Annotated in this window: 16 protein-coding genes and 1 tRNA gene; all 17 read left to right on the top strand. The window is 58.3% G+C overall.

What is annotated here, in order from left to right; all coding sequences use genetic code 11:
• The first annotated feature begins 1 nt into the window (after position 1).
• The 17 genes from nuoE (at position 2) to pheT (ending at position 18,302) form a co-directional block, all read left to right on the top strand.
• Positions 2-493, top strand: a complete 492-nt coding sequence (nuoE, locus tag AFE_RS12045; protein ID WP_009566653.1) for an NADH-quinone oxidoreductase subunit NuoE — start codon at positions 2-4, stop codon at positions 491-493.
• Positions 483-1,766: an NADH-quinone oxidoreductase subunit NuoF gene (gene nuoF, locus AFE_RS12040; protein WP_012537301.1), complete on the top strand. Its 1,284-nt coding sequence runs from the start codon at positions 483-485 to the stop codon at positions 1,764-1,766. The genes nuoE and nuoF overlap by 11 nt, the downstream gene beginning before the upstream one ends.
• A complete protein-coding gene (nuoG, locus tag AFE_RS12035) occupies positions 1,766-4,114 on the top strand; it encodes an NADH-quinone oxidoreductase subunit NuoG (RefSeq protein ID WP_012537300.1) in 2,349 nt (782 codons plus the stop codon). Before nuoF ends, nuoG begins: the two co-directional genes overlap by 1 nt.
• Positions 4,115-4,125: 11 nt before the next feature.
• Positions 4,126-5,151, top strand: coding sequence for an NADH-quinone oxidoreductase subunit NuoH (gene nuoH, locus AFE_RS12030; protein ID WP_009565424.1), 1,026 nt, complete (start codon positions 4,126-4,128; stop codon positions 5,149-5,151).
• 10 nt (positions 5,152-5,161) lie between these two features.
• Entirely contained in the window at positions 5,162-5,653 is a 492-nt protein-coding gene (nuoI, locus tag AFE_RS12025) for an NADH-quinone oxidoreductase subunit NuoI (protein WP_012537299.1), read from the top strand.
• Between the two features lie 15 nt (positions 5,654-5,668).
• Positions 5,669-6,265 (top strand): NADH-quinone oxidoreductase subunit J, encoded by a 597-nt coding sequence (locus AFE_RS12020; RefSeq protein ID WP_009565427.1) that lies wholly within the window; start codon positions 5,669-5,671, stop codon positions 6,263-6,265.
• Positions 6,265-6,582 carry an NADH-quinone oxidoreductase subunit NuoK gene (gene nuoK, locus AFE_RS12015; protein WP_012607483.1) on the top strand — a complete coding sequence of 106 codons (318 nt, stop codon included), beginning with the start codon at positions 6,265-6,267 and terminating at the stop codon, positions 6,580-6,582. Before AFE_RS12020 ends, nuoK begins: the two co-directional genes overlap by 1 nt.
• A gap of 1 nt (position 6,583) precedes the next feature.
• Positions 6,584-8,566 (top strand): NADH-quinone oxidoreductase subunit L, encoded by a 1,983-nt coding sequence (nuoL, locus tag AFE_RS12010; protein WP_012537297.1) that lies wholly within the window; start codon positions 6,584-6,586, stop codon positions 8,564-8,566.
• A 3-nt stretch (positions 8,567-8,569) separates the two neighbouring features.
• Positions 8,570-10,054 (top strand): NADH-quinone oxidoreductase subunit M, encoded by a 1,485-nt coding sequence (locus AFE_RS12005; RefSeq protein ID WP_012537296.1) that lies wholly within the window; start codon positions 8,570-8,572, stop codon positions 10,052-10,054.
• A 12-nt stretch (positions 10,055-10,066) separates the two neighbouring features.
• Positions 10,067-11,512: an NADH-quinone oxidoreductase subunit NuoN gene (nuoN, locus tag AFE_RS12000; RefSeq protein ID WP_012537295.1), complete on the top strand. Its 1,446-nt coding sequence runs from the start codon at positions 10,067-10,069 to the stop codon at positions 11,510-11,512.
• A gap of 156 nt (positions 11,513-11,668) precedes the next feature.
• Positions 11,669-11,743: transfer RNA gene (locus AFE_RS11990), tRNA-Val, on the top strand.
• A 52-nt stretch (positions 11,744-11,795) separates the two neighbouring features.
• The gene (gene thrS / locus AFE_RS11985; protein WP_012537294.1) at positions 11,796-13,730 is read left to right on the top strand and encodes a threonine--tRNA ligase; all 1,935 of its coding nucleotides are present in this window, start codon (positions 11,796-11,798) and stop codon (positions 13,728-13,730) included.
• Positions 13,731-13,764: 34 nt separating this feature from the next.
• Positions 13,765-14,265 carry a translation initiation factor IF-3 gene (gene infC / locus AFE_RS11980; RefSeq protein ID WP_012537293.1) on the top strand — a complete coding sequence of 167 codons (501 nt, stop codon included), beginning with the start codon at positions 13,765-13,767 and terminating at the stop codon, positions 14,263-14,265.
• 9 nt (positions 14,266-14,274) lie between these two features.
• Positions 14,275-14,472 (top strand): 50S ribosomal protein L35, encoded by a 198-nt coding sequence (gene rpmI, locus AFE_RS11975; RefSeq protein WP_012537292.1) that lies wholly within the window; start codon positions 14,275-14,277, stop codon positions 14,470-14,472.
• Positions 14,473-14,490: 18 nt separating this feature from the next.
• On the top strand, positions 14,491-14,850 hold the full coding sequence (gene rplT, locus AFE_RS11970; RefSeq protein WP_012537291.1) for a 50S ribosomal protein L20: 360 nt from the start codon (positions 14,491-14,493) through the stop codon (positions 14,848-14,850).
• 20 nt (positions 14,851-14,870) lie between these two features.
• Entirely contained in the window at positions 14,871-15,893 is a 1,023-nt protein-coding gene (gene pheS / locus AFE_RS11965) for a phenylalanine--tRNA ligase subunit alpha (protein ID WP_012537290.1), read from the top strand.
• Positions 15,894-15,902: 9 nt separating this feature from the next.
• A complete protein-coding gene (pheT, locus tag AFE_RS11960; RefSeq protein ID WP_012537289.1) occupies positions 15,903-18,302 on the top strand; it encodes a phenylalanine--tRNA ligase subunit beta in 2,400 nt (799 codons plus the stop codon).
• Positions 18,303-18,309 lie beyond the last annotated feature (7 nt).

Below are 18,309 nucleotides of genomic sequence, written 5' to 3'. Positions count from 1 at the left end.
CATGTTATCGGAAAAGTCTCTGGCAGAAATTGCTCGTGAGCGGGCTAAATATCCGGCGGATCAGGCGCGTTCCGTCCTGTTGGCGGCGCTGCGCATCGCCCAGGAGGAGCACGGCTATCTGAGTGACGCGGTGATGGAGCATATCGCCGGTCTGCTCGGCATCCCGGCGATTCAGGTCTATGAGGCGGCAACTTTTTACAGCATGTACGATCTCCAGCCGGTGGGGCGGCATAAACTCTGCGTCTGTGGTAGCGTCTCCTGCTTTCTGAATGGATCCGACGCGATACTTCAACACCTGAGCGAGCGCCTGGGTGTGAGCCCTGGTGAGACGACCGCGGACGGTCTCTTTACCCTGCAGGAAGTGGAGTGCCTGGGTGCCTGTAAAGACGCACCGATGCTGCAGGTCGGTGATCACTATTACGAGAATCTGACGCAGGAAAGTCTGGATGCCTTGCTGGCGAAATTACGGGGGGAGTCCGACGATGTTCGTTAACGGTGTTACGTTGCAGAACCGTGGGTTGCCTGACTCCCACCGCCTTTCGGTGTATGCGGGGACCGGCGGCTACGATGCACTGCGCAGGGTGCTGCTGGACTCCATGGCGCCGGATCAGATCATCAGCGAGATAAAAAAATCCGCACTGCGTGGCCGGGGGGGCGCCGGTTTCCCTACCGGGCTGAAGTGGAGTTTCATGCCCAAGGGCGTGACCGGTACCAAATACCTGCTCTGCAATGCCGACGAGGGTGAACCCGGCACCTGCAAAGACCGGGACATCATGCGTTATGAACCCCATCGCCTGATCGAGGGCATGATTATCGGTGCCTACGCCATGGGGGCGAGTACCGGATATATTTTTATCCGCGGCGAGTTCGTGGAGCCGATCCACATTGTGGAGGGGGCGCTGGAAGAGGCCTACGCAAAGGGGTATCTGGGGCAGAATATCCTTGGCACCGATTTCTCCTTCGATCTGTATGTACATCGGGGGGCGGGTGCGTATATTTGCGGTGAGGAAACGGCGTTGATGGAGGCGTTGGAGGGGAAGAAAGGGCAGCCACGTTTCAAGCCGCCATTCCCCGCCAGCTATGGTCTCTATGGTCAGCCCACCACCATCAACAATGTGGAAACCTTTGCTTCGGTGCCGAGCATCATCGCCAAGGGCGGCGAGTGGTTCCTCAATCTGGGAAAACCCAACAATGGTGGCACCAAGATCTTTTCGGTGACCGGCCACGTGCAGCGGCCGGGTAACTACGAAGTTCCCATGGGTACCCCTTTCAAAGAACTCCTGGAAATGGCCGGAGGGCTGCGACCGGGGCGTCAGCTCAAGGCGGTGATTCCCGGCGGCACCAGTACTCCCATGGTGGGAGGCGAGGCCATGATGGCGGTCACCATGGATTATGACTCCATCGCCAAGTCAGGATCCGCCCTTGGGGCGGGGTCGGTCATCGTCATCGACGATAGTGTTTGCATTGTCAAGGTGGTGGAACGCATCGCCCGTTTTTACATGCACGAGTCCTGTGGCCAATGTACCCCGTGCCGGGAGGGTATGGGCTGGTTGTGGCGGGTGATGCATCGTCTCGAAAATGGCCAGGGCCGCGAAGAAGACCTGCAACTGCTGCTGGATGTGGGATCACGCATCGAGGGCCGCACCATCTGTGCCCTGGCGGATGGTGGTGTGGCTCCGGTAGTCAGCTCTGTGCGCCTGTTTCGTGAAGAATATGAATACCACATTCGGCATAAGCACTGTTTGGTGGATGGGGGGGCTGTCTGATGCCGCATATCGAGATCGACGGACAGTCCATCGAGGTCGTACCAGGGACCACCATCATGGAGGCGGCCCAGGCTTTGGGGATCTATATCCCCTTCTTTTGTTATCACCCCAAACTGTCGGTAGCGGCCAATTGCCGCATGTGTCTGGTAGATGTGGAAAAGGCTCCCAAGCCATTGCCGGCCTGCGCGACGCCCGTCGCAGACGGCATGAAGGTCGCCACAGCGTCGCGCAAGGCGAAGATGGCGCAGCAGGGTGTGCTGGAGTTTCTGCTCATCAACCATCCCCTGGATTGCCCCATCTGCGATCAGGGCGGCGAATGTCCCCTGCAGGACATCACCATGGGCTTTGCCAACCCGCACAGCCAGTACGCCGAAGAGAAGCGGGTCGTGCAGGACCCCAACATCGGGCCGCTCATCGCCACGGAAATGACGCGCTGCATCCAGTGCACCCGTTGCGTGCGCTTCGGTCAGGAAATCGGCGGAATCATGGAACTGGGAGCGACGGGGCGTGGCGAACATATGGCTATTGGCACCTACGTCGCCAAGGCTGTGCAGTCTGAATTATCCGGCAACATGATTGATCTCTGTCCGGTAGGCGCGTTGACCAGCAAACCTTTTCGTTTCAAGGCCCGTTCCTGGGAACTGAAGCACACGCCGGGGCTTTGCCCGCATTGTTCGACGGGCTGTAATACCGACGTGCAGAGCCTGGGCCGCGAAGTGTTGCGGGTTCTGCCGCGTGTCAATCAGGCGGTGAATGAAGAGTGGATTTGTGACAAGGGACGTTATGCCTATACCGGCCTACAAGCGGAAGACCGCGTGACGCGGCCTTTGCTGCGTGTCGACGGCGTATGGCGTGAGGCTTCGTGGGCGGAAGCGTTGGATGTCGCCTTGTCGGGACTGGAGCAGGTGATTGCCCGGCATGGTGCGGAACGGCTGGCCGGACTCATTTCGGCGCAGTCCGGCAATGAAGAACTGTTCCTTTTCCAGGCCTTGCTGCGCGGCATGGGCAGCCCTCATGTGGACCATCGTTTGCGTCAGCAGGATTTCCGCGCGGATGCCGCAATGCCGGTCTATCCGGCGCTGAACATGGCTCTGGAAGATCTGGAGCGCGAGCCGCTCATATTGCTCTGCCATGCCTTTCCGCGGCAACAGCAGCCGCTGACCAACCATCGTTTGCGCAAGTCGGTGTTGCAGGGCGGCAAGGTGATTGCCATCGACAGCCTGCGGCAGGATTTCAACTACCCCGTCACCCAGCTGGTGGCGGAAGCAGGCGCCGACCTGGCCCTCTATGCGGCGCTCTGCAGCCAGTTGTCCGGTCACGCCGGGAAAACCGGCGCGGAGTCTCTGGCCGATGTCGCGAGTGATCTGCTGGCGGCGGATAACCCCCTGATCCTCATTGGCAGTGCCTTGCTGCATCACCCGCAGGCGGCGGCGATGATCGCACAGATCGAGTCGCTTGCCGGGTTGGCGGGCGCACGGGTGGGCTGGCTGGCGCAAGACGCCAATAGCGCCGGTGCCTGGCTGAGTGGTTGTGTGCCGCACCGTCTGCCGGGGGGGCATCGGGCGCAGACGATGGGGTTACCTGCCGATGCGCTTTGGGATGCGGATATGCAGGGCTTCATACTCCTGGGTATAGAGCCGGGCGTGGACGCGATGCGCGGCGTGGCCGCACTGGCGGCATTGCAAAAAGCGGAGTTTGTGCTGAGCATCGCGCAGTTTGCGGGCGAGGCGAAACAGTATGCCGATGTGATTCTGCCCATGGCGGCCTTTGCCGAGGGGGCCGGATCCTTCATCAATAACGAAGGGCGTCTGCAAACCTTCCGCGCCGCGGTAAAAACGCCGGAGGAGGCACGTCCGGCCTGGAAGATACTGCGTGTACTCGGTGACGGCCTTAATCTGCCAGGATTCCAGTTTAATGAACTGAGCGAAGTAACGGCCACCTGGCAGCGTGAAATCGGCGAGTATGCCCTGGATGTGCCGCCTTTCCGTACCTTCCCGGTCTTGGAACCAGTTCCGGTGTCCCCGTATGCAGACGACGGATTGCGCCGTCTGGGCGATTGGCCCCTTTTCCGGGGCGACCCGCTGGTGCGGCGTGCCATACCCCTCACCCAGCCCGCTGTGGTGAAAATGCATCCGGATCAGGTCGGGGCGCTGGCCCTGCAGGGGGATTTCGTGGAAATCAGCACCCCTGGCGGCAAGGCCTGCCTGCCTCTGGTAGTGGATGCCCGGATTCCGATGGGTACCGTCTGGGTGCCTATGGGATATGCCGAGACGGCGACATTGGGTGCAGCCTACACGGCCTGCTCGGTGAGCACGGCGACGCCGCCCGCCACCGCGACCGGTACTTAGGAGGCGACACCATGCATGATTTTCAGAGTACGGCGTGGTGGGCGATCCTCTGGTCGATCATCAAGATTGTCGTCGTCTTGGTGCCACTACTGTTGGGTGTGGCCTATCTGACCCTGGCCGAGCGCAAGGTGATTGGTTATATACAGGTACGTCTGGGCCCCAATCGCGTGGGCTTCAAGGGCTCGTTGCAGCCGATCGCCGATGCGGTCAAGCTGATGTTCAAGGAAGTGATCATCCCGACCAACGCTAATCGGTTTCTGTTTCTGGCGGCACCGGTGCTGGCTTTCGTGCCGGCAATGCTGGTCTGGGCGGCCATTCCTTTCGGCCCGGATATGGCCATCTCCCATATGAACGCCGGTCTCCTTTATGTGCTGGCCATCGCCGGCCTGGGGGTATACGGCATCATCGTTGCGGGCTGGGCGTCCAATTCCAAATATGCCTTTCTGGGGGCCATGCGGGCGGCGGCTCAGTTGGTGGCTTACGAAATTGCCATGGGCTTTGCTCTGGTGGGATTGTTGATGGCTGCCCAGACCCTGAATCTCACCAAAATCGTGGAAGCCCAGGCGGGAGGCGGTTTCTGGTCCTGGTATTGGCTGCCGTTATTTCCGTTCTTTCTGGTGTACTTTATTTCCGGCGTGGCCGAAACCAACCGCGCACCTTTTGACGTAGCGGAAGGCGAGTCGGAAATTGTGGCGGGATTTCATGTGGAGTATTCCGGGATGGCCTTCGCGCTGTTCTTTCTGGCGGAATATGCCAATATGATTTTTGTCTCCATGTTGACGACGGTGCTCTTTCTCGGTGGCTGGTATGCGCCGATCAATACACCATGGCTCACCTGGATACCGGGTGTCGTCTGGTTATTGCTGAAAACCGCTTTCCTGCTGTATGTGTTTTTATGGATTCGCGCCACTTTTCCCCGTTATCGCTATGACCAGATCATGCGTTTGGGCTGGAAGGTGTTTATCCCGGTGACCATTGCCTGGATCGTCGTAGTCGGCGTTGCTCTGGAAACGCCCCTGCGCGTCATTTTGCGCTGAGGAGAATCATATGCAATTTCGCCCAAGGCAATGGTTCAACACTTTTTTCCTGACGGAGATGCTGCGCGGTATGCAGCTTACCGGCCGTTATTTTTTTGCGCGGAAGATCACCGTGCAATACCCCGAAGAACAGACGCCGCAATCGCCCCGTTTTCGCGGCCTGCACGCCTTGCGCCGCTATGCCAACGGTGAGGAACGCTGCATTGCCTGCAAACTCTGTGAGGCGGTATGTCCGGCGCTGGCCATTACCATCGAAAGCGACGTCCGTAGCGATGGAACGCGGCGGACGACGCGCTACGACATCGATCTCAGCAAGTGTATTTTTTGTGGACTCTGCGAAGAATCCTGTCCGGTAGACTCCATCGTCGAAAGCCGGGTGCTCTCTTATCATGGAGAAATTCGCGGCGACCTGATATATACCAAAGACATGCTGCTGGCCAATGGCGATCGTCTGGAAGCGGAGCTGGCTGCCGATCGCGATGCTGACCGCGCTTACCGCTGACGGAGAACGGATGCCATGCTGCCAGTAACCACGATTCTGTTTTATATCTTCTCCGCTATATTGCTGGGCTCTGCAACGCTGGTGATCACGGCGCGTAATCCGGTGTACGCGACCCTGTATCTGGTGCTGGCGTTTTTTAATGCTGCCGCCCTGTTCATCCTGCTGGGAGCTGAATTCCTGGGGTTGATTCTGATTCTGGTCTATGTGGGCGCGGTGATGGTGCTTTTCCTCTTTGTGGTGATGATGCTGGATATCAACCTGGCACGTATCAAGGAAGGCTTTCTCAGTTATCTGCCATTGGGTCTTGCTATTGCCATCCTCGGTGTTCTGGAGCTGGCGGTCGTTTTCTGGACGTCTTCCCTGGGCCATATCCCTGCGCCCGCCGCACTCCCGGCGGATACCGACAATACCCGGGCACTGGGGATCCTACTGTATACCAAATATCTGTATCCATTTGAAATAGCAGCAGTAATTCTGCTCGTGGCGATTATCGCCGCCATCGCCCTGACCTTGCGGCGCCGGACTGGCACCAAAACCCAGAACATTGCCGCGCAGATGGCGGTGCGGGCCAAAGACCGGGTACAACTCGTGGATTTGCGGGAGCCTGAATGATGAATGCTGGACAACCGACCCTGGCGGCCTACCTGATTCTCGGAGCGATGCTCTTTTCTATCGGTGTGGTTGGTGTTTTCCTCAATCGCAAGAATGTCATCATTCTGCTGATGGCCATCGAGTTGCTGCTGCTGGCGGTAAATATCAATCTGGTCGCATTTTCCCGTTATCTCGGCAATCTCGATGGGCAGGTATTTGTATTTTTTATTCTTACGGTGGCGGCGGCAGAGGCGGCGATTGGTTTGGCGATACTGGTCGCCTATTTCCGCAATCGCCATAGCATCAATGTGGATGATATCGATGAGTTGAGGGGCTGATATGTGGTTTTTTGACTGGTTGAACGCCTTCCCTCCCCTCGCCGTGTATCTGGTTATCCCCGTGGCGCCACTGGTGGGTGCACTCGTGGCCGGTTTCTGGGGCTGGAGGCTCCGGGATCATGCGCATTGGGCGCCGATCATCGGGGTGGCCATTGCTTTCTATCTCTCGTTGGCCGTGCTCTGGCAAACCGGTCACGGTATAACCTTTTACGGAGATGTCTATACCTGGGCGGTATTGGGTCATCTGCCGGTATCCGTCGGATTTGACATCGACAGCCTGACGGCATTGATGCTGGTCGTTGTCACTTTTGTATCTCTGAGCGTGCATCTGTATACCGTTGGTTATATGCACGGCGATCCGGGTTACGCGCGTTTTTTCAGCTATATTGCCTTGTTCACGTTCAGTATGATCATGCTGGTGATGAGCAATAATTTTCTCCAGCTCTTTTTTGGCTGGGAAGCGGTGGGTCTGGTTTCCTACCTGCTCATCGGCTTCTGGTTTCAGCGTGAAAGTGCCAATGTCGCCGCGATCAAGGCATTTATCGTCAACCGTGTCGGTGATTTCGGCTTTTTGATCGGTATTGCCGCAGTATACCACTATTGTGGCAGTCTGGATTATCGTACGGTATTCGCGGCCGTACCTCATCTGATCGGACAAACACTGGAAATCATACCGGGACATCCCTGGAGTGTGCTGACCTGGATTGCCCTGCTGCTGTTTGTCGGCGCCATGGGCAAATCCGCGCAAGTGCCTTTACATGTTTGGTTGCCGGAATCCATGGAGGGCCCGACCCCCATCTCCGCCCTGATCCATGCGGCGACCATGGTCACGGCGGGTATTTTTATGGTCGCACGGATGTCGCCGATTTTTGAACAGTCCGCGACGGCCCTTTCGGTGGTGCTGATCATCGGCGCGGTAACGGCGTTCTTTATGGGGCTCGTCGGTCTGGTGCAGAATGATATCAAGCGTATCATCGCTTACTCGACCATTTCCCAGCTGGGTTACATGACGGCGGCGCTGGGTGCTTCCGCCTTCTCCGCGGCAATTTTTCACCTGATGACTCACGCCTTCTTCAAGGCCTTGCTATTTCTGGCCGCAGGTTCAGTGATCCATGCGATGTCCAACGAGCAGGATATCCGCAAAATGGGCGGGCTGCGCAAGGTCATGCCCATCACCTATATCACCTTTCTGATCGGCAGCCTGTCGTTGTCCGGTATTCCGCCCTTTGCCGGATTCTTCAGCAAGGACCTCATTATCGAGGCAGTAGGGCTCTCTACCCTTCCCGGAGCGGGCTGGGCGGAATGGATGCTGGTGGCTGGCGCCTTCGTCACGGCGCTCTATACCTTCCGGATGTTTTTCCTGGTCTTCCATGGCGCCCCGCGCATGGATGCCCACACCCGCGCACATCTGCACGAGTCACCCTGGGTGATTACCGTGCCCCTGATTGCGCTGGCGATTCCCGCGGTTTACGCGGGTTGGGCATATATTGGGCCCGTCGGCCTGGGGCACTTCCTGGATTCCTCCCTGGTCGTTGCCCCGCAGTGGAATACCATTGGGGAGATTCGTGCCCACTGGCAGGGTGCGGGCGCGTTCGTGCTGCACAGTGTGGAGACCGTACCGTTCTGGTTGGCGCTCTTGGGTATTGCCGTCGCTGCCTGGTTCTACTGGTTGCGGCCGGGCCTGCCTGAAGCGCTGACCCGGTTTCTCAGTCCCATTGTCTGGGCGCTGCAGCGCAAATACGGGTTTGATGCCTTCAACCAGACGGTACTGGTACGCGGCGTCTTACAGCTTGGCGCTTTGTTCTGGCACGTGGGCGACGAACGCCTGATCGACGGCATCATGGTCAACGGTACGGCCCGTGAAATCGGTAAGGCGGCATTATCCTGGCGACGTGTCCAGACGGGTTATATTTACCACTATGCTTTCGCAATGATTATCGGGTTGATTCTGCTCATGAGTTATTTTGTGGTCTGGAGAGGATAAGGCATGACGCACTCCCCTCTCCTCAGTTACGCCATCTGGGTGCCGATCATCGGTGGTCTGCTGGTCCTTGCGGTGGGCGATCGCCGTCCCGAGGCCGCGCGCTGGCTGGCACTGGTGGCCTCGCTGGTTGCTTTCGCCGTGACCATTCCCCTCTTTACCGGATTCGATACCCATACGGCGGCGATGCAGTACAGCGAACGGGTCGCCTGGATTCCCTCCCTGAACATCTTTTATCACCTCGGGATCGACGGAATTTCCCTGTGGTTTATCCTGCTCACCAGTTTCCTGACGGTGTTGGTGGTCATCAGTTCCTGGAAAAACGTGCAGGAGCGGGTGGCACAATTCATGGCGGCTTTCCTGATCATGGAGGGTCTGATGATTGGTGTCTTCTGTGCGCTGGACGCCATTCTGTTCTATGTGTTCTGGGAAGCCATGCTCATCCCCATGTTCCTGATCATCGGGGTCTGGGGTGGTCCGCGGCGGGTCTACGCGACCATCAAGTTCTTTCTCTATACCTTTCTCGGATCGGTACTGATGCTGGTAGCGCTGCTCTATCTGTACTTCCATAGTGGGGATAGTTTCAGTTTGTTGGAGTTTCAGAAAACCCCTTTGGGCATGAGCGCGCAGACGCTTATCTTCTTGGCCTTTTTCTTTGCCTTCGCGGTAAAAATTCCCATGTGGCCGGTGCATACGTGGTTGCCGGACGCCCATGTCGAGGCTCCTACTGGGGGCTCCGTCATCCTGGCAGCGGTAATGCTCAAGATGGGCGCCTACGGCTTCCTGCGCCTGAGCCTGCCGATTGTGCCCGACGCGAGTCACAAATTGGCCTGGCTGATGATTGTCCTGTCCCTCATCGCCATTATCTATGTCGCGCTGGTGGCGATCGTGCAGGAGGATATGAAAAAGCTGATCGCCTATTCCTCCATCGCTCATATGGGTTTCGTGACGCTGGGATTTTTTGTGTTCAATAGCGTGGCGATCGAGGGCGGTATCATTCAAATGTTATCGCACGGCTTTGTCAGTGCAGCCATGTTCCTCTGTGTCGGCGTACTCTATGATCGGATGCATACCCGCAGTATCAAAGCTTACGGAGGGGTGGCCAATGTCATGCCGGTTTTTGCTGCGCTGATGATGCTCTTTGCCATGGGTAATGTCGGCCTACCGGGGACGTCGGGTTTTGTCGGCGAATTCATGGTGGTGCTCGGGACCTATCAGGTAAACCCCTGGTTGGCGATTCTGGCGGCCACCAGCCTGATTACCGGCGCTGGATATACCCTCTGGCTTTTCAAGCGGGTGATTTTCGGCAGTGTTGTCCAGCCCGAAGTGGCCAGACTGAAAGACCTCGATGGCCGGGAGGTGTTGGTGCTCGGTACCCTGGCGGCCTTTACCCTGCTGCTCGGCCTCTGGCCAGCGCCCTTCCTCGATATCGTGCACAGCTCGGTACAGCACCTGGTGACCCAGGTGTCTCTCTCCAAGATTCCGGCGTAAAGGACCTTGCCTATGAATTCATTCCTTATGCACTGGACTTACGCCATCCCGGAAATTTGGGTGCTGACGATGGCCTGCGTCGTTTTGCTGGCAGACTTGTTCTGGGGCGACGGCCTGCGTGATCTTGCTGCGGTGCTGACCGTGCTGACCCTCAGCGGTGCGGCCGTGCTGACCGTTTTTGAGATGGGGCAGAGCGGTACCGCCTTTGCGGGCCTTTTCGTGCTGGACCGCTTCACCAACGTTGCAGAGCTGTTCAGCTATCTGGCCGTGCTAATGGTGGTGCTCTACTCCCGGCGCTATCTGGTGGACCGGGGTATTTACCGAGGCGAGGTGTTTGTGCTGTTGCTTTTCGCCCTGCTGGGAATCATGGTCATGGTTTCCGGTGGCAGTCTGCTGAGTGTCTACCTCGGGCTGGAGCTGCTGGCGCTGAGCCAATATGCCCTGGTTGCCTTTTACCGCGACAGTGTGATGGCGACGGAAGCAGGGCTGAAATATTTCGTTCTCGGAGCGCTGGCCTCGGGTTTGCTGCTTTATGGGATGTCGCTTCTTTACGGGCTGACGGGCACCCTGGATGTGCGGGATATTGCCGCTGATCTGGTGAATATGACCGCAGGCAATCTGGTACTGGTCTTTGCCATCGTATTTATTGCCGCGGGTATTGCCTTCAAATTGGGCGCGGCGCCCTTTCATATGTGGTTACCCGACGTATATCAGGGCGCGCCTACGGTGGTGACCGCCTTTCTTGCTTCGGCGCCCAAAATCGGCGCCTTTGCCCTGATCATCCGCCTGCTGGTGGATGGTGGCTACGGCATGCAGGAATCTTGGCAGCAGATTTTTGTCGCGCTGACCGTGGTATCGCTGGTGGTGGGTAACGTGATCGCCATTGCCCAGCAGAACATCAAACGGATGCTGGCGTATTCCACTATCGGTCATGTCGGATTTATGTTGTTGGGGATCGTGGCGGGGACGGAGGCCGGGCTGGCCAGTGCATTTTTTTATACCGTAGTCTATACGCTGATGTCTCTGGCGGGTTTTGGCATGATTCTGCTCGTGAGCCGGGCGGGTTTTGAGGCGGAGCGTATCGATGACTTCAAGGGCTTGGCGCAGCGCAAGCCCTGGTATGCTTTTTTGATGATGATCGTCATGTTTTCCATGGCGGGTGTGCCGCCGACGGTGGGCTTTTATGCCAAGCTCGCGGTGTTTCAGGCGGTGGTGGCGGCGGGATATGTGTGGTTGGCCGTGGTCGGCGTCCTGCTGGCGGTGATTGGAGCATTTTATTATCTGCGTGTCGTCAAGGTGATGTATTTTGATAAGCCGGCGCCGGATGCGGGTTTGATCGTACGCGATGACCTGGCCAGTATGGCATTAAGCATCAACAGTCTGGCGCTGCTGGTGCTGGGTATCCTGCCGGGGCCGTTGATGGCTTTTTGTTTCTACGCCATGCGGGGGGTAATCTGACCGAGGCCTATGCGGGCGGGGCGCTGGCCTTGCACCGCAATGGCCGTGATCGGGTCTGTTTCCTCCGGCCCCGCGCTTTGATCGGCCGCCGGCCTGGTACAGGTCCGACGCGCAGTTCTTGACGTATAGCCCGCCAGCCGGTACATTTCGGGCTGCAGGCGCGTAGCTCAGGGGGAGAGCGCTACCTTGACACGGTAGAGGTCGGCGGTTCGAAACCGCCCGCGCCTACCAAATCCCGCACCAGAGGGGCAATGCTCGCTGGTGCTTTTTCTTTGGAGGGGCTATGCCAGATATCCAGTTGCCGGACGGTAGTCATCGTCAGTTTGCGGAGCCCGTGACCGGGCTGACGCTGGCGCGAGCGATCGGCAGCGGCCTCGCTAGGGCGGCGGTAGCCATGCGGGTCGACGGCATCCTCAAGGATCTTTCGGCGGTGCTGGATCAGGATGCGGAAGTGGCGATTGTCACCCGCGACAGCGCAGATGGTCTGGAGGTGATCCGCCATTCCACCGCGCATTTGCTGGCGCAGGCGGTGCAGTCCCTCTATCCGGAGGCTCAGGTCACCATCGGGCCGGTCATCGATAACGGTTTCTACTATGACTTTGCTTTTCCGCGTGGCTTCACGCCAGAAGATCTGGAAGCGATCGAAGCGCGGATGCACGCACTGGTCAAAGAAAATCTTCCGGTGCAACGCGAGATGCTCTCCCGCGAAGATGCCATCGCTCTGTTTGAAAAGATGGGCGAAGACTACAAGGTCGAAATTATCCGCGCCATTCCCCGAGGTGAACCACTGAGCCTGTATCGGCAGGGGGATTTCGTGGACCTGTGCCGCGGTCCCCATGTGCCATCGACTGGCGTTCTCGGGGCATTCAAATTGCAGCGAGTGGCGGGCGCCTATTGGCGCGGGGATTCCCGCAATCCCATGTTGCAGCGTATTTATGGCACGGCCTGGGCGCAGCAGAAAGACCTTGACGCCTATCTCCAGCAACTGGCGGAGGCCGAAAAGCGGGATCACCGGCGTATCGGCACTGAACTGGAGCTCTTCTCCATTCAGGAAGATGCCGGTGGCGGCCTGGTGTTCTGGCATCCCATGGGCTCGCGCGTGCGACGCGTCATCGAGGATTTTTGGAAGGAGGCCCACGTGGAGGCAGGTTACGATCTGCTCTATACGCCGCATATTGCCCATGAGCAGCTGTGGTATACCTCGGGGCACAAGGATTTCTACAGTGAGTCCATGTTCGACCCGATGCAGGACGAGGGGCAGGCCTACCAGCTCAAACCCATGAACTGTCCATTCCATATTCTCATTTATAAGGACAAGCTGCATTCCTACCGGGACCTGCCGATTCGCTGGGCGGAACTGGGTACGGTTTACCGCCACGAAATGTCGGGTGCCCTGCACGGACTGATGCGGGTGCGGGGCTTTACCCAGGATGATGCCCACGTCTTTTGTCGACCCGACCAGATAGAGGCAGAAATCGGTGCGGTGCTGGTACTGGTGCGAAAAATTCTCGGCACCTTCGGCTTCGACCAGTATGAAATCAATCTGTCCACCCGTCCCGGGCATTCGGTGGGCAGTGACGAGATCTGGGATGCCGCCACCCAGGCCCTGCGCAATGCCCTGGAGCGTGCGGGCCTGGAATATCAGGTGGATGCAGGTGGTGGCGCGTTCTACGGACCTAAAATCGATCTGAAGATTCAGGACGCCATCGGTCGTAAGTGGCAATGCAGCACCGTGCAGCTCGACTTCAATCTGCCGGAGCGCTTCGCCATGGAATATGTGGCGGAAGACGGTGCGCGCAAGGTGCCCATCATGGTGCATCGCGCCATCTTCGGTTCCATCGAACGCTTCTTCGGTGTACTCATCGAGCACTATGAGGGCAAGTTTCCAGTCTGGCTCGCTCCGGTACAGGCCGTGGTGCTGCCTATCAGCGAGCATTACTCGGAATACGCCGAGTCGGTAAGTGACGTATTGGTGAAACGCGGCATTCGGGCAGAAACGGACTTGAGAAACGAGAAGATAGGTTATAAGATACGCGCCCATACTTTGCGTAGGGTGCCCTACCTGCTGGTGGTCGGGGAACGGGAAAAAGAAGCGGGTACGGTGGCGGTGCGGGATCGAAATGGCCAGGATCTCGGCACGCTTTCCATAGACGCCGTGGGCGCTACCCTGCAGAAAATGGACCAGGCGCGGGTGAATACCCTGGAGTGGCAAGGCTAGCGAGGAGGACAAGGCGATCGCGACAGAGAAAGAAGTGAATATCAATCGGGAAATTACCGCAGCGCGGGTCCGGTTGATAGGTGTCGAGGGAGAACAGTTAGGTGTGTTATCCTTTATGGAAGCCATCGCGGCTGCAGAAGAGGCTGAACTGGATCTCGTCGAGATCGCTCCGCAAGCCGATCCTCCCGTATGCCGGATCATGGACTACGGAAAGTTTCGTTTTCAGGAAAGTAAGCGCCAGCATGATGCAAAACGCCGGCAGAAACAGACACAGGTGAAGGAAATTAAATTCCGCCCGCGTACGGATGACGCCGACTACCAGATCAAGTTGCGCAATATTTTGCGTTTTATTGAAGATGGAGATCGTGCGAAAATTACGTTGCGCTTTCGCGGTCGTGAAATGTCGCATCCCGAATTGGGTATGGAGTTGCTCAATCGGGTAGAAAGGGATTTAACGGAAGTGGGTGTGGTTGAACAACGGCCACGCATGGAAGGGCGACAAATGGTGATGATTGTCGCGCCGCGGAAAAAATAGGAGACAATCGTGCCAAAAATGAAGAGCAATCGTGGGGCGGCCAAGCGTTTCAAGCGCACCGGTTCCGGTAAATTCAAGCATCGTCAGGCGTTTTTGAACCACATCCTGACCAAGAAAACGACCAAGCGGAAGCGCCACCTGCGCCATACGCTGGTTACTTCGGGTAGCGACCAGGCCGCATTGCGGCGCATGCTTCCCTACGGTTGATGATAAAGGAACAATACCATGTCTAGAGTAAAACGTGGCGTAACCGCCCATGCACGGCACAAGAAAGTTCTGGCCCGTGCCAAGGGCTTTCGTGGCCAGCGCAAGAGCAATTATCGCATTGCCCATCAGGCGGTGATGAAGGCTCTGACCTATGAGTATCGTGATCGCCGGACCAAGAAACGCGATTTTCGCAGTTTGTGGATTGTGCGTATCAATGCCGCGGCACGTTCCGAGGGCGTGACCTACAGCCGTTTCATGAATGGCTTGTTGCGCGCGGGTATCCAGCTTGACCGCAAGGTGCTGGCCGACATAGCCGTACGTGACAAGGCGGCCTTCTCCCGTCTCGTTGAGGTGGTCAAGGGCCAGTTGGCAGCCTGACGGTGGCGGAGGCTGTGGCGATGTCTTTTCAATCCATGGCCTCCATCGCGGAGGCCGCCCGGGAAGTCGCGGCGGCCTCCGACCTGAACACCCTGGAACAGATCCGTCTGCGGTGGCTCGGTAGGAAGGGCGTTCTTACCGAGGCAATGCAGCAACTCGGGCAGTTGTCGCCCGAAACGCGGCGGGAAGCAGGGCAGTTGCTCAACGAGCGCAAGTCCGAGATACAGTCGCTTTTGCAGGAACGCAAGGCAGAGCTTGAAGCTGCGGCTATTCATGCACGTCTGCAGCAGGAACGGCTGGATGTGACGCTGCCGGGACGGCGGGAAGCGTGTGGTAGTGCGCATCCCATTCGTCAGACTCTGGAGTGGATAGAGCATTATTTTTTCGGATTGGGTTTTGAAACCAGCGATGGCCCCGAAATCGAAGACGATTATCACAACTTCGCCGCACTCAATATTCCGGAAGACCACCCTGCACGGGCGATGCATGACACCTTTTATCTGGACGCAACACGTCTTTTGCGCACCCAGACGTCGACAGTTCAGATCCGGTTTCTGGAATCCCATCAACCGCCCCTGCGCATGATCGCCACCGGCAGGGTATACCGGCGCGACTCAGATATCACCCATACGCCGATGTTCCACCAGGTGGAGGGCTTGCTGCTGGACGAACGGGCCAGTTTCGCCGATTTGCGCGGTTTGCTCTCCGATTTTCTTCACGGGTTTTTCGCAAAGCCGGATCTCCCGGTACGCTTCCGTCCCTCTTACTTTCCTTTCACGGAGCCTTCCGCTGAAATTGATATCGGCTGCGTCATCTGCGGCGGTTCCGGCTGCCGGGTCTGCAAGCAGACCGGCTGGCTGGAGGTGCTGGGCTGCGGTATGGTGCATCCGGCGGTGTTGGCCGGTGCCGGTGTCGATGGCGAGCGTTTCAGCGGCTTTGCCTTCGGGATGGGTGTCGAGCGTCTCACCATGCTGCGTTACGGGGTGAATGATCTGCGTCTCTTCTTCGAGAACGATCTGCGCTTCCTCAAACAGTTTTCCTGAGGACCCGCCATGCGTGTCAGTGTTCAGTGGCTTCGTGAATTGCTCCAAATTTCCTGGGATACGGAGGAGACCGCCCGGCGTCTGACCATGGGCGGTATCGAGGTGGAGGCGATTGAGGATGCCGCGCCGTCTTTTCGCGGAGTGGTCGTCGCCGCCGTGCGATCCGTGGCACCCCATCCGCAGGCCGATAAGCTGCGGGTGGCAGAGGTGGATGCGGGGGACGGACGGCTACGCACGATTGTCTGTGGGGCGGACAACCTGGCAGCAGGTCAGCGGGTGCCTCTGGCCCTCCCCGGTGCATTGCTCCCTGGAGAACACTGCATCGCCACATCTGTGCTGCGCGGGGTATCCTCGGAAGGAATGCTTTGTGCGGCTGCGGAGCTGGGGATCGATGACGGCAGCAGCGGTTTGCTGGTTCTGGATGCGGATGCGCCGGTGGGAGCCGACCTGCGCGCTTACCTCGGTCTGGATGACCAGATACTGACCCTGGGGATTACTCCGAATCGTGGCGATGCGCTGTCCGTCGCTGGCGTCGCCAGGGACTTGTTTGCCCTCGGGGCGGAAGCGTTGTCCCTCCCCACGGCGGCTATCCCGGAACCGGCATGGGCGATCGTGCGCCCGGGCGAAGTGGTTCCCGGTAATGGAGGCTTTGCCCCGCATATTGCCGCAGACGCGCAAAACGCCTGTCGTTCCTACACCGTCCTATGGATAGAGGGTGTTCCGGAACGGTTGCCGGACTATTTGCGTGAGCGTCTGCGTCGGGCAGGGCAGCGTTGTATCCATCCCGTAGTGGATCTACTGAATCTGCAAATGCTCGAAACGGGACAGCCTCTACATGCCTTTGACGCAGAAGCTCTGCAAGGGAATCTCACCGTGCGCTGGGCGCAGATTGGGGAGACTCTCGATGCTCTGGATGGCCGCGACTTGCCGCTGGAATCCGATATGTTGGTGATTGCGGACGACGCGGGCCCGGTGGCTTTGGCGGGTATTATTGGTGGGCGGCGCACTGCGGTGACAGCACAGACGCGTTCCATTGTCCTGGAGTCCGCTTTCTTCCAGCCCGGGGCTATCCAGGGGCGCGCACGCCGCCTGGGCCTGCAGACGGATGCTGCCATGCGCTTTGAACGCGGCGTCGATTTCACCTTGGGGCCGGTGATGGCCACCCGTACCTTGCAGCTTTTCGTCACGTTAGGTACGGCGCGTTTGCGAACAGAACGATCCTGCACCGTTCTGGGTCAGTTGCCGGAGCATCGGCCGATCCCCTTGCGCCGTGCCCGACTGGCACGCATCCTGGGAATGGATTACGAGGATGACGTGGTCGAAACGGCGCTCACTCGTCTGGGGCTGCATGTCAACAGGGTCCCCGATGGCTGGCAGGCGATTCCCCCGAGTCACCGCTTTGATCTGCGCATCGAGGTGGATCTGATCGAAGAGGTGGGACGGATCTATGGTTATGAGCGATTGCCCGCCCACCGCCCTGAGGGCATCCTGCAACCCCTGCCCATGACGCGGGGACCGCAGGCAGCCACTTTACGCAGTGTTTTGCAGGCGCGTGATTATCATGAGGTGATCACCTACAGTTTTATCTCCCGTCAGGCGCAACATCTGTTCACGCCGGATGCCGACGCGCCAGCGCTGCTCAACCCACTATCCGCAGATTTGGCTGTCATGCGCGCCAGTCTTTGGCCGGGTTTGATGCAGGTGCTTCAATTCAACATGAAACGGCAGCAGGAACGAGTACGCATTTTTGAACTGGGGCGCGTATTTTCCGCCAACGGACAGCGCCTCGTCCTGGGCGGCTGTATAGTCGGGACAGCGGATCGGGAAAGCTGGGCGGAACCCCTGCGCGCGGTTGATTTCTATGATCTGAAAGGCGACGTGAGTGCTTTGCTCGCGCTTTGGCCGGGTACGGACTTTAGCTTCCGGCCGCTGGACGCCTACCCGGCCCTGCATCCGGGACAGGCTGCAGAAATTTGTGTGGAAGATCGGCGGGTGGGCGTGCTCGGTGCGCTTCATCCAACCCTGGTCGCAGAGTATGACCTTGACAAGTCACCGTTTTTCTTCTACTTGGATGTGGAGTGGCTGGGTAATCTGACGAGCATTTCCAGGTTTTCATCCCTGTCGCCATTTCCGGCGTTGCGGCGGGATATCGCGTTGGTTATCCCGAATGACATACTGGCAGGAACGGTACTTGATACCATGCGGGCCGCTGCATCGGGTATTGTGCGGAGCATCACCATTTTTGATCGCTATCAGGGTTCTTCCCTGGTGGCGGGAACGTACAGTCTGGCTTTTGCACTGCTCCTTCAGGACGTGGGGCGGACGCTGACGGATACAGAGGTACAAGCAGAAATGGACCGGTTGCTGGTTGCCGTGCGGCAACTCGGTTCCATCGAACTCAGGGCATAGGAGAATA

Source organism: Acidithiobacillus ferrooxidans ATCC 23270 (assembly GCF_000021485.1).
GTDB lineage: Bacteria > Pseudomonadota > Gammaproteobacteria > Acidithiobacillales > Acidithiobacillaceae > Acidithiobacillus > Acidithiobacillus ferrooxidans.
This window is presented reverse-complemented; position numbering and strand designations above follow the sequence as displayed.

Coding starts and splice junctions, on each gene's coding strand:
- AFE_RS12005 (WP_012537296.1), top strand. CDS start 8,570: ATGACGCACTCCCCTCTCCTCAGTTACGCCATCTGGGTGCCGATCATC.
- nuoF (WP_012537301.1), top strand. CDS start 483: ATGTTCGTTAACGGTGTTACGTTGCAGAACCGTGGGTTGCCTGACTCC.
- nuoH (WP_009565424.1), top strand. CDS start 4,126: ATGCATGATTTTCAGAGTACGGCGTGGTGGGCGATCCTCTGGTCGATC.
- nuoK (WP_012607483.1), top strand. CDS start 6,265: ATGAATGCTGGACAACCGACCCTGGCGGCCTACCTGATTCTCGGAGCG.
- nuoI (WP_012537299.1), top strand. CDS start 5,162: ATGCAATTTCGCCCAAGGCAATGGTTCAACACTTTTTTCCTGACGGAG.
- nuoL (WP_012537297.1), top strand. CDS start 6,584: ATGTGGTTTTTTGACTGGTTGAACGCCTTCCCTCCCCTCGCCGTGTAT.
- nuoN (WP_012537295.1), top strand. CDS start 10,067: ATGAATTCATTCCTTATGCACTGGACTTACGCCATCCCGGAAATTTGG.
- rplT (WP_012537291.1), top strand. CDS start 14,491: ATGTCTAGAGTAAAACGTGGCGTAACCGCCCATGCACGGCACAAGAAA.
- nuoE (WP_009566653.1), top strand. CDS start 2: ATGTTATCGGAAAAGTCTCTGGCAGAAATTGCTCGTGAGCGGGCTAAA.
- pheS (WP_012537290.1), top strand. CDS start 14,871: ATGTCTTTTCAATCCATGGCCTCCATCGCGGAGGCCGCCCGGGAAGTC.
- pheT (WP_012537289.1), top strand. CDS start 15,903: ATGCGTGTCAGTGTTCAGTGGCTTCGTGAATTGCTCCAAATTTCCTGG.
- nuoG (WP_012537300.1), top strand. CDS start 1,766: ATGCCGCATATCGAGATCGACGGACAGTCCATCGAGGTCGTACCAGGG.
- AFE_RS12020 (WP_009565427.1), top strand. CDS start 5,669: ATGCTGCCAGTAACCACGATTCTGTTTTATATCTTCTCCGCTATATTG.
- thrS (WP_012537294.1), top strand. CDS start 11,796: ATGCCAGATATCCAGTTGCCGGACGGTAGTCATCGTCAGTTTGCGGAG.